This window comes from Bacillus sp. 179-C3.3 HS (genome assembly GCF_047229225.1).
GTDB lineage: Bacteria > Bacillota > Bacilli > Bacillales > Bacillaceae > Bacillus.
Map to the genome: position 1 here is coordinate 80,732 of NZ_JBFEFT010000012.1, position 11,353 is coordinate 92,084.

The 11,353-nt window shown below is 38.4% G+C and carries 11 protein-coding genes, 1 tRNA gene, 1 pseudogene and 1 riboswitch; of the genes and pseudogenes, 10 read left to right on the forward strand and 3 right to left on the reverse strand.

Annotated features, from left to right (window positions below; all coding sequences use genetic code 11):
* Positions 1-123 precede the first annotated feature (123 nt).
* Positions 124-381, forward strand: a complete 258-nt coding sequence (locus tag AB1K80_RS09820) for a hypothetical protein (protein ID WP_412856436.1) — start codon at positions 124-126, stop codon at positions 379-381.
* Between the two features lie 78 nt (positions 382-459).
* On the opposite strand, the gene AB1K80_RS09825 is transcribed toward AB1K80_RS09820, so the two are convergent.
* From AB1K80_RS09825 to AB1K80_RS09835, 3 genes are read right to left on the reverse strand one after another with little or no spacing between them, the layout of a single operon-like run.
* Positions 460-897: a GNAT family N-acetyltransferase gene (locus tag AB1K80_RS09825; protein WP_412856437.1), complete on the reverse strand. Its 438-nt coding sequence runs from the start codon at positions 895-897 to the stop codon at positions 460-462.
* Between the two features lie 7 nt (positions 898-904).
* Positions 905-1,420, reverse strand: coding sequence for a YjcG family protein (locus AB1K80_RS09830; RefSeq protein WP_412856438.1), 516 nt, complete (start codon positions 1,418-1,420; stop codon positions 905-907).
* A 52-nt stretch (positions 1,421-1,472) separates the two neighbouring features.
* Positions 1,473-2,213: an esterase family protein gene (locus tag AB1K80_RS09835; RefSeq protein WP_412856448.1), complete on the reverse strand. Its 741-nt coding sequence runs from the start codon at positions 2,211-2,213 to the stop codon at positions 1,473-1,475.
* A gap of 216 nt (positions 2,214-2,429) precedes the next feature.
* A riboswitch (SAM riboswitch) is annotated at positions 2,430-2,552 on the forward strand.
* Positions 2,553-2,630: 78 nt separating this feature from the next.
* Here AB1K80_RS09835 and AB1K80_RS09840 point away from each other — a divergent pair.
* From AB1K80_RS09840 to AB1K80_RS09880, 9 genes and pseudogenes are all read left to right on the forward strand, one after another.
* Positions 2,631-3,749 carry a methionine biosynthesis PLP-dependent protein gene (locus AB1K80_RS09840; protein ID WP_412856439.1) on the forward strand — a complete coding sequence of 373 codons (1,119 nt, stop codon included), beginning with the start codon at positions 2,631-2,633 and terminating at the stop codon, positions 3,747-3,749.
* Entirely contained in the window at positions 3,746-4,924 is a 1,179-nt protein-coding gene (gene metC / locus AB1K80_RS09845; protein WP_412856440.1) for a cystathionine beta-lyase, read from the forward strand. The genes AB1K80_RS09840 and metC overlap by 4 nt, the downstream gene beginning before the upstream one ends.
* Before the next feature lie 128 nt (positions 4,925-5,052).
* A tRNA-Val gene (locus AB1K80_RS09850) sits at positions 5,053-5,125 on the forward strand.
* Between the two features lie 628 nt (positions 5,126-5,753).
* A pseudogene (locus AB1K80_RS09855) lies at positions 5,754-7,064 on the forward strand (T7SS effector LXG polymorphic toxin).
* 16 nt (positions 7,065-7,080) lie between these two features.
* Positions 7,081-7,380 (forward strand): contact-dependent growth inhibition system immunity protein, encoded by a 300-nt coding sequence (locus AB1K80_RS09860; RefSeq protein WP_412856441.1) that lies wholly within the window; start codon positions 7,081-7,083, stop codon positions 7,378-7,380.
* 861 nt (positions 7,381-8,241) lie between these two features.
* Positions 8,242-8,388, forward strand: coding sequence for a hypothetical protein (locus AB1K80_RS09865; protein ID WP_412856442.1), 147 nt, complete (start codon positions 8,242-8,244; stop codon positions 8,386-8,388).
* 243 nt (positions 8,389-8,631) lie between these two features.
* Positions 8,632-9,282, forward strand: coding sequence for a type A chloramphenicol O-acetyltransferase (gene catA / locus AB1K80_RS09870; protein ID WP_412856443.1), 651 nt, complete (start codon positions 8,632-8,634; stop codon positions 9,280-9,282).
* Between the two features lie 838 nt (positions 9,283-10,120).
* Positions 10,121-10,642 carry a hypothetical protein gene (locus tag AB1K80_RS09875; RefSeq protein WP_412856444.1) on the forward strand — a complete coding sequence of 174 codons (522 nt, stop codon included), beginning with the start codon at positions 10,121-10,123 and terminating at the stop codon, positions 10,640-10,642.
* Between the two features lie 397 nt (positions 10,643-11,039).
* Positions 11,040-11,353 (forward strand): T7SS effector LXG polymorphic toxin (locus AB1K80_RS09880; protein ID WP_412856445.1); only part of this gene is annotated, 314 nt, incomplete at its 3' end.

An 11,353-nucleotide genomic window follows, 5' to 3' on the forward strand; every position in this document is an offset into this window, starting at 1 on the left:
CTAGTCCTCCAATATCGTTATCAATCAAAAAAGAACAAGTCTAATCATATCAAATCAAGCATGTTTCAAACAGTCATATTTAGGGAATAGTAGAATAGAAGGGAAGCAAAGGAGGCGTTATTGATGGGTTATATAGCACCGATTCAGCCGGATCTGTATGTTCAATATACCAACCGTCCTGCTCCTCAGGATAAAGAAGATTATGCGAAAGTAACAAAGGTTACTCGTACCTTTCATGACAAGGTCTACAGAGAGCTGGAGAAAAAAGAGGACTTAGTAACAGAAGCTGAAACAAAAGTACAACAAAAAAAGCGAGAACGCTTTGTGCGAGATCTGTTTATGGAAGAAGGAAAAGGAATTCACGTCAATGTCTATATCTAAATGATGACGCTTTCTTTGTTGGGCGGATGGATTCCAAACAAAAAACCAGGGCATGATGGATGCTCTGGTTTTTTTGTGTTATGAAGCAGCTAGCACTTTTGTCATTTTCACATGAGGAATGCCTGCTTCTTCAAACGGCTCAGATACAGCGCGATAGCCTTTTTTTTCATAGAAAGCCAAGGCTTGAACTTGTGCATGCATCACAGCTTCTGTCGCTCCTTTTGCAATGGCTTCGGCTTCAAGTGCATCTAAAAGTTTGTGACCAAGACCAAAAGAGCGCGCTTCTTTTAACACACAAATTCGTTCAAGCTTTGCCTTTGTTCCTTCAATGATGCGTAGCCTAGCAGTAGCCTGTGGCTTTTCGTCATCATTATAAATAATAAAATGAATCGCCTTATCTTCTAGCTCATCAATTTCGATCTCTAACGGGACTGCCTGTTCTTTGACGAACACTTCTTTTCGAACATAATACGCATCTTCTCTTTGTGCTTGTGTACTCACGATGACTGTTTCCAAAATGACTTTAACCCTCTTCTCCTAAAATAAATGTTTCGTAGACGGTCCAAGAACCGTTTTCTAGTTGGTATAGTAGGTGAAAGCGATCGATCGTTTCCTCATGGTCAATACTTCCCAGCTTTAGTGTGCCAAGTACGTCTGAATGTTCATCATCTGATAATTTTTGGGCAACGGTCACATGAGGAACAAACGCATATTCAGGTGTGCCACTGATTGGGGCTGTGTATAACTTTTCATTTAATTTCATTAATTCTTCGGTCGGTTCTACTTTCATATAAATCACATTGTTGACAGGAGCGAATGAACTGAATTTTTTGATGCGTAATGTGATAGGAGAAGCTTTCTTTGCATATTCACGCAAACTGGAGACCACTTCAGCCGCTTCTAGATCCGTTAATTCAAACGGGGTTCTCAGTGTTAAATGCGGCGGGATAAGGGCATAGTTCGGATCGTAACGCTTCCGATATGAGTTCGCAATATCTTGCAATTTTTTTGATGGAAATAAAACCACTCCGTATTTCATCTTGTTCCCTCCTAATTAAGAAAGTATTTACTATGAGTCATTATAACAAAAACTAGTTGATTAACGAATATGGAAGTATTCTTTTTAACGAAGGAGAGATGAGTGGCTGCCAAAATGTCCACTTATGATCGCCTTCAAATGTTTCAAATAAATAATCCGCACCAGACTGTTCAAGAAGGGACTTTAACTCTTCATTTGGTTTCGTAAAATCAAGTACTTGGCCATCAGTTGTTTTCACCGCAGTTTCTTCAGATCCAATGTGATGAATAATCGCATAATGAGAAAGTGATGTGGATTGTTTGACGGCTTGTAAGACTGAATCATCGACATAAGGAGACTGTAAGATCAGACCGCCAAATAAAGAAGGATAGTCGATGGCTGTCATGAGTGAAATCGTAGCCCCTAATGAATCGCCAATCAAAGTGCGCCCAGATCCAATTTGATACGTAGGATAGCGTTCATCAATAAAAGGAAGTAGTTCATTTGCTAGAAAGCGCTTGTATGCCTCAAACTTTGAACCATCTGGGTGATACGTATGTCGTCTTTCTTTGACATTTTGATAAGGAAGACCAATGATAATGGAACGCTCCATCTCTTTGTTTTGCATCAAAGTCTCCGCCTGTCTACTGATTTTACCTAGACGAAAATAATCATGGCCATCTTGTGCAATAATGACATGATAGGTATAAAGAGGGGAGTAATTGACTGGCAAATAGATTAGAACTGTCATGTCCTGTCCAAGTTCCTTTGACTGTAATATTTCTTCTTGAATGATCCCTGATTTCTCCATAATCCATTCCTCCAGCAAACCAAATTCATGACAAGTGAAACGTTTCCATTCATTGTAACACGAAAAACAGGATGTACCTATATCCAAACGTGTCATGAAAAGGGTCAAAGTTCATTTTATTTTAAAATACAGAAAATTTTAATTAATCGTCACAAATGCCCTTGAAAAATACCATTTATTGCGTTACAGTATTAAGAATTAGAACAGACAGACAACACATTCTTATCGTGAGAGGTGGAGGGACTGGCCCTTTGAAACCTCAGCAACCGGTATGCATCACACGACGTGATGACCCAAGGTGCTAAATCCAGCAAGCAGTTTTTTGTGCTTGGAAGATAAGAGGAAGCGATTAAACCCCTTCTTCTTATGAGGAAGGGGTTTTTCTGTTTTGAAATTAGATTTTACTTAGGATGGTGTCAAATGACAGAACATGTGGAAACGAAGTTAGCGCAAATTGGAAACCGCAGTGAAGAGGCGACTGGCACAGTCAGTCCTCCTATTTATCTTTCAACGGCTTACAGACATAGAGGCATTGGTGAATCAACAGGTTTTGATTATATTCGTACAAAAAACCCAACTAGACAGATTGTAGAGGATGCTATTGCATCGCTCGAAGAAGGAACGTCCGGTTTTGCCTTCAGCTCAGGAATGGCTGCCATCCAAACAATCATGGCTTTATTTGAAAGTGGAGATGAACTCATTGTCTCATCAGACCTTTACGGCGGTACATATCGTTTGTTTGAAAACGAATGGAAAAAATATGGATTGCGTTTTCTGTACGATGACTTTTCAGATGAAGACGGTTTACGCGCTAAAATCACCGCAAACACAAAAGCAGTCTTTATCGAAACACCGACAAATCCATTGATGCAGGAAGCAGATATTCAAAAAATAGCGAAGATTGCAAAAGAACACGGCGCATTGGTTATCGTTGATAACACATTTTACACACCTGTGCTTCAAAAACCACTGACACTCGGAGCGGACATTGTCATTCATAGTGCCACCAAATATTTAGGAGGACATAACGATGTTCTTGCCGGGCTTGTTGTCACAAAAGGGGAGCAACTATCTGATGAGATGTTCCAGCATCAAAATGCAATCGGCGCCGTTCTCTCTCCATTTGACTCATGGCTGTTAATGAGAGGAATGAAAACACTCGCGCTTAGAATGCGCCAGCACGAGGAGAATGCCAAGGAAATCGCTGCGTTTTTAGAGGAACAGGCTGAAATTGGGGATGTCCTTTACCCAGGAAAGGGAGGCATGCTGTCATTCAGACTGGAAAAAGAAGAATGGGTCAATCCATTTTTAAAACAGCTCAAAACGATTTGTTTCGCCGAAAGTCTTGGCGGAGTTGAAAGTTTTATTACGTATCCTGCCACCCAAACGCACATGGACATACCAGAGGAAATTCGTATTGCAAATGGTGTGTGTAATAAGCTCCTTCGATTCTCCGTTGGAATTGAACACGTAGAGGATCTGAAAGCAGATCTCGAGCAAGCACTATCTCAAGTGAAAGAGGAGGTACATGTAAAATGACAACCCACGATTGGACACTTGAAACAAAACTCGTTCATAATGCGTTTAAAACAGATCGTTCAACAGGTGCAGTCAGTGTGCCAATTCAGCATGCGTCCACCTTCCATCAAAGCCATTTTGAAGAATTTGGACAATATGACTATTCCAGATCAGGAACACCTACACGTCAAGCGCTAGAAGACACCATAGCATCGTTAGAAGGAGGAACAAGAGGTCTTGCTTTTGCATCAGGCATGGCTGCCATTTCAACCGCTTTTCTTCTATTATCAAAAGGAGATCATGTCCTTGTCACAAGAGATGTGTACGGCGGAACATACCGAATGATCACCCAAGTCCTTTCAAGATTTGGCATTGAACATACATTTGTGGATATGACAGATTTGAATGAAGTCAAACATGGCATTCAATCAAATACCAAGGTCATTTACATGGAAACACCATCAAATCCTACATTGGGCATCACCGATATCAAGGGCGTTGTTCAGCTTGCAAAAGAGAATGATTGTCTCACTTTCTTGGATAACACCTTTTTAACACCTGCGTTACAGAGACCACTCGATCTTGGTGTTGACGTCGTGCTGCACAGTGCAACGAAATTTTTAAGCGGTCATAGTGATGTGCTATCAGGCCTTGCGGTTGTCAAAGATGAAAAGCTGGGGGAACAATTATATCAACTGCAAAACTCTTTCGGAGCTGTGCTTGGCGTACAAGATTGCTGGCTTGTGTTAAGAGGCTTAAAAACACTACAAGTAAGACTAGAGAAAGCGAGCGAAACTGCGTTAGAACTAGCATTATTCCTAAAACAACACCCTGCGGTGAAAAAAGTATACTACCCAGGACTAGATGACCACCCGGGGGCAGACATTCAGCGAGCGCAAGCAAGCGGAGCAGGAGCGGTTCTTTCATTTGAATTAGAAAACCAAGCAGCTGTCAAACAATTAGTCAATCATGTCACATTACCAGTATTCGCCGTCAGCCTTGGCGCTGTTGAATCCATTCTGTCCTACCCAGCAAAAATGTCACATGCCGCCATGCCGAAAGAAGAAAGAGAAAAAAGAGGCATCACAGACGGATTATTGAGGCTAAGTGTTGGGGTAGAAAATGGGGAAGATATCAAGTGCGACTTCAAACAAGCACTCGACCAACTACAGCCAATCCTTGTGAACCAATCATAAAGCGCGAAAAAAGCCGGCTATAACACCGGCTTTTTTCGATACTTTGAACAAAACCATTGACGCCTCACTTATTTGATTATATAATAGAGACTGTCAGTAACAGAAAGCCCAGAACTGATACATAATCCGATTCCGTAGCTCAGCTGGGAGAGCGCTACCTTGACAGGGTAGAGGTCGCTGGTTCGAGCCCAGTCGGAATCATCGTTGAAACCCTTGCGTAGTAAGGGTTTTTTGTTTTTAAGGTAACGAATATTTGTTCTGTTTCTTTTGATAGGGGACGAATGGGGACGAACTTTATCCACCAGATTGTTTCTCATTATTATTAGAATCAAAACGATTAAAGTGTTCTGCAGTGTTAAATTCTAATTTGTTTGTAACATGACCATAAATATCTGATGTTGTTTTAGCACTAGCATGTCCGGCTCTTTTCTGAATAGCATTAATGCTCTCACCTGCCTCTATAAGGAGGGCGACCATTTAATGGAACGGCTATTGCCGCTCTTTTTGAAGGATGTTACTTGATAATAGATAAGCAAAATCCTCAACTATCTATTTTTGCGGATGGTTTAGACTATAGATCAATTGATGTAGATTTTAAAACCTTTCTACAGAAATATATTGATTCTGAAGGCAAAGCGTTTTGGGAATAATAGAAGCATAGTGTCCATTGTTATGGACGCTTTTTTTATAAACACATTAATGATACTCTTTGTATCTTTATTCCTATTCAACGACAAGTTTTGTGTTGGTAAAATAGACCTTATGAGTAATACTGGAGGGAGTGACTTTTTCTGTTAAGATTCTTGAAGCGAAATCACTAACAAGCGCCATGGATTCAAGAGCTAAACACTATCAGGAACTCCGTGAACAAATGGTAGAATTGAAAAAAGCCTTAAATGGTGTGGCCAAACTCGGTGATGATTTTAAAGGAAAAGGTGCCGATAACATTAAAAGCTTCTATAAAGAGCCTTGCTGGAAATGTAGACATGTTTATCAGCTTCATTGATAAGCAAAAAGCCTTTCATGAAGGTGTTTCTTGTACACTTGATGATGCGAACTTTGGCGGCGAAACCTTTGTGGACGAACACTTTTTAGACGATGCAGTACATATGGGAATTAAAAACGCAAAAAGCATTGTGAAAGATTAAAAAAAGGCGCTCAAAACCATTTTTGAAGATATTGATGACCTCATTTCTTTAAAGGTGTTTGATAGCAAAAACTTCGATGAAAAGATCGCAGATGCTGAAGATGAGCGGAAAAAGACTGTTAAAGATTTAATCGAACTTGATCAAAATTTAAAAGATGAATATGCTTTGTCAGAGACTGAAGAGCAAGCTACAAAATCATTGTACGCAGAGGCGAGGAACTTACCGCAGGACAGCGAGTCGCAGCAGGTGGTATGGCAGCAGCAGGTTACATCCCAGTTATCGGATGGGCGGGGCGCATTGTCAAAGGTGGAAAAGCCGTATACAAAACCACTCAAGCCACGTCAACCGCATTAAAGGCAGTGGATATTTACAAGACCTCACAAAAATCATTTGACGCATTAAAAACAGCGCAAAAAGGATTATACGGCATCACTGCGGCCAATGGCTTTAGCGAAGCGATTACTGGAAGAGACATGTTTGGAAATAAGATCTCGAAGGAACAGCAAGAGGCGAGTATGAATGCGGCGCTGGGGATGCTTTTACCGTTTGGGGCAAAAGGATTTAATGGTAAGATGGGAATCAAGAAAGGTGAGAAAAATTCTTTATCTCCAGGTAATGGGCTAGCTACACATGAATCCAGAGGTGGGCACTTAATAGAGAGACATGTTGGGAAAACAGATGAAGAACTATTAGAAAGGCTGAATAGTAATCCTAAAATTACGGGTTCTTCTACTTTTAACGATAGAATGACTGCAGAAAGAGTTGCTGATTCAGTTCTGGGTGATCCTAAGAGTGTTGATAAAATACAAAAGTGGTTATCTGACCCCAACAGTAGACCTACATTACCATTAAAATATAAGGGTGATGGAGAGGTAATTGGCAGAAGTGTTTCGAGAAATTCAGAAGTAGTCGAGAATGTTGCAAATGCAAAAATTATACTGAAAAAAGATGAGAATGGCGGTTTTATTTTAACAGGATACCCTGTTAAATAGAAAGAAGGATGATAAAATGAATGAGAGTTACAGTTATTTAGAGGAGTTAGAAGATTTTTTAGGTGGGACATTTCATCAGGATATCGATTCACCAGAAGAATCGTTAGAGGAGTTTATTCATGAAGCTACTAAAGAATGTCTGCTTTCTACTATAAAGGATTGTCAGGATTTTTTGAATTGTACTTTAACAACACAAGAAAAAGAAAGCTTTATTGAAAATAATGCAGAAATCTATTTTCCAGCGATCTCATTAACCCCTATACAGTGGCTGAATAAAATAATAGAGGAAATGAAAGAAGCAGTGAAAATGAAGTAACAAAATGATCCTTGATTGGCCAATGCCTTTCAAGGTTTTTTGTGTTTATTGGGCTTTAAGCCGAGAAAAAACCGAGAAAAAGCCGACAAAAAGGGGACCTTTTTTCCTAAGTGGATCATCGTAAGATAGAAACAAGCAAAACGAACGTGAATATTTTGTCCAGAAGGAAGAACCCGCGGACACTGATCATTGAGCACTTTAAGTGCCTTGATTGGTGTCCGCTTTTTTTATTGGGAGACGCGCCTTTCCCTTATCAATGGCGTATTTGTATACGGAACAAAGGTGTTGAGGAATGTGGCCATACGAGAGGGACATTGTGAGCCTGGATAGCAGCTGGTCTGCGGCAGCCGAATCGAGGACAGTTTTTCAATTTACTTGATGATTGACTGTACTTGGCATAGTCATCATTCAAAAATCTATTTAAGCGAATAGCGTAAGGTGGTGCTTATTCGGCAAGGAGCGAGTGACATGAAGATCAGGGATTCTGGATTCTGTTTCTAAAGAGACATTAAAGCAATACGAGATTGGGAAGAGATCATGGGAACGAGACGTGACTTACCAACGGCAAGGTGGCCGTATTCGGAGAAAGTGGTAAGTTGAAGGGAACAATCATTTATTGGGGGCATGGCTGCAGGTGCATTGGTGAGGGATAGGAGCGCAAAAATATAAATAGGGAGCTGATGAGCATGGCATCATTGAAAAGTGTGTCGGCTAATCCGACAAAAGTAAATCATATTTTAGGAAATGATAAGGCGGAGATTAGCCTGAGCCACAAGAAAAACAAACTGATGATGCACATAACAAGATCGAGTATTTGATCATAAAAAAGGTAAATGGGTAAAAGAGAGAAGAAAAAGAATTGTGGATGCTTACGTGCCAGGTGTAAATGCGGTACATGAATCTAAAGTTGGTTATACAAGTTTATCTAGCTTTGTGAGAAAACAAGTTGATAAAGATGCAGCATTTAGATGCTGGATTAGTAGCATTTCGAATGTCATAATAGAATGAATACCTCAGCGGAGAAAACATATATAACAATAGAAACGTTCACGTTGGGCAAGATTACGTACGAAGAGTTGTTGAACGCTTTATCGTAGGAAAAGCTTATGGTGCCCTTTGAATGAAAAAGTTATAATTCACAGTAGTGATAGACAAAAATATAACATACCTCTTGAAAGGATGATTGTGGTGGTGAAAACAGATAAAGTCTCCTCCTGAATAAAGGAAATCACATTCAGGAGGAGATAAAAAATGTTTAAACAAATAGACGAACATTACCCGCGAAAAGAGCACTTTCATCATTATATGACGTTAACCCGATGCTCATATAGCCTGGTGATCGATCTAGACATCACCACATTGCTTTCGATATTGAAAGAAAAAAAGCTAAAAGTATATCCTGTGCAAATTTATTTGTTGGCTAGAGCTGTACAAAAAATACCAGAGTTTCGAATGGATCAAGTGAACGATGAACTTGGTTACTGGGATTTTCTCCATCCTAGTTATACGATCTTAAATAAAGAAACAAAAACATTTTCAAGTATTTGGACGCCTTATGACAAAAACTTTGCTCAGTTTTATAAAAGCTGTGTAGCGGACATTGAAACATTTAGCAAACCGAGCAAACTATTTCCAAAACCTCATATGCCAAAAAACATGTTCAATATTTCAAGTCTACCGTGGATTGACTTTACTTCGTTTCATCTTCATGTAACTACAGATGAAACTTATTTACTGCCAATCTTTACGTTAGGTCAATTTAAAATGAAAGAAGAAAAAATAATTTTACCAGTCGCCATTCAAGTACATCATGCTGTTTGTGATGGCTATCACGTCGGTCAATATGTGGAATATTTGAGGTGGCTTATACAACATTGCGAAGAGTGGTTAAACGATTCATAGTATATTTCCTGAATGGAAAGGTTAAAGCAGACTTAAATGAGTCTGCTTTTTTGTTGTGTAATGATAATGTAAATGTGCTAAGGGGCTATTAGTGTGTGATAAGGCAATGCAAAATACAAGGAGAAAAGAACAGGTGGTCTATGATTGCATGATGGAGGGTATGATTTATCGAGCTATCGGACTTCACCTATGGCTATCCCGTGAAAAGGTTAGGCAGATGAAAGATAATATCATTGACCAGTTATGCCAATATTGCTACTTTGTGCACCTTTTGAAAGAAGAAAAGTCGGTAGTGTAAACTTGAAGGCAGGACGAGGAGGAGGCATAAATTTCGCGCGTCACCAAAAGTCGATATATTTTCATTTTTTGTTTTTTTATACTAATTTCCCATTTATGATACAGTCAGATTATTGTAAGCATATATTTTCTACAGTGCGTTATCGTAGAAGGTTGTTTTACCCAGCGTTTAACAAAGTAGAAAGTTTTTCTAAATTCTTTTTCTCGATCATAAACGTGTTCAACTTTACTCATCTTTCCATCATCACCATTCATTTAAGTATATGGTTATATTCAAACAATACAAAATAAAAAAGGAGTTTACTTTGAAGAGAGAATCAATGAACTTGAAAGTTATATTCTTAGGTTGCTAGAAGAGGATAAATTTGATGATTACACTAACGATGAGTCGTACAGAATCAACAAAAGAACAAAAGAAGATATTGAAAATGAATAGCCTGTGCAAACACGAAGAAAGTGAATGTGAATTCGTTTGACAAATTACGTGGATAGTTCCATTTGTTTACTTCCTGTCGATATATAGATGGGAGGCTGGTAATAATTGAATAATAATTTAGACCATAAACAAAACGGAGAAACAAAAACATTTGAAAAAATTGATAGTGTCCTTGAATATCTTAAAGATTTTACTATTCCTTTCGCGAAAAATGCAACATTTCAAGATCATGAAAAATTTAAAATAGAAATTAAAAAGAAATCATTGAATATAAATCAATTAAGAAAGCTTATAAATATTTTAGATTTAAATCTAAAAATATCAAAAGAGGATTCTAAGTTTACTCCAATTCTATTTACTATTTATCTTACGCTATTTACATGTGGGGCAACTATAGTGCCAGAAGAAGGAGAATTTTGGTTTGTGATAAGCCTATTAACTGCAGCATTAATTTTAATGTTAATGCTGTTATTTATAACAGAACAAAGACGGAAACAATCATTTAAATATCATATTTATATAATGTTGTTAGAGGAAGTCATTGAAGAAAATATGAAAAACATTAAACAAAAAGAAAGGATTATCTTAATAGAGAAACCAGAAAAGAAAATAAAAGAGAGTGAATAAATTCTCTCAACAATTTAGACAAATATTGCTGTCGATATAGTATAGTTACGAGTTAAATCTTCGAGAAGCATCCTGCGGGGTGCTTTTTTTTCCTGTAAACTGCTTCCGGTGAAGAATCTCTATAAAAAGCATTAGCTTAAAGGTAGAGTGCGGCGGCAGTTTAGAAGAAATAAAAAAACACTTCAAAGAGTGCTATTTTAAACATTTTTCCAAGAGGACTAACACATAAAAAGTCAAAATCTCTTTAATTGATCAACGACGACCAAAAATATATTTTTGTATCTTTATCCCTATTTTATGATAAGTTTTGTGTTGGTAAAATAGACCTTATTGTTAATAATGGAGGGAGTGACTTTTCCTGGATAAGATACTTGAAGCGAAATCACTAACAAGCGCCATGGATACAAGGGCTAAACACTATGAGGAACTCCGTGAACAAATGGTGGACTTGAAAAAAGCCTTAAATGGTGTTGCCAAACTCGGTGATGATTTCAAAGGAAAAGGTGCCGATAATATTAAAAGCTTCTATAAAGAACTGGCTGGAAATGTGGACACGTTTATTGGTTTTATAGATAAACAAAAAGTCTTTCTTAAAGGTGTTCCAGGCACACTGGATGATTTGAATTTCGGCGGAGATACCTTTGTTGAGGAACAATTTTTAGACGACAATGTACACATGGGAATCAAAAATGCCAAGAGTATTGTGAGTGA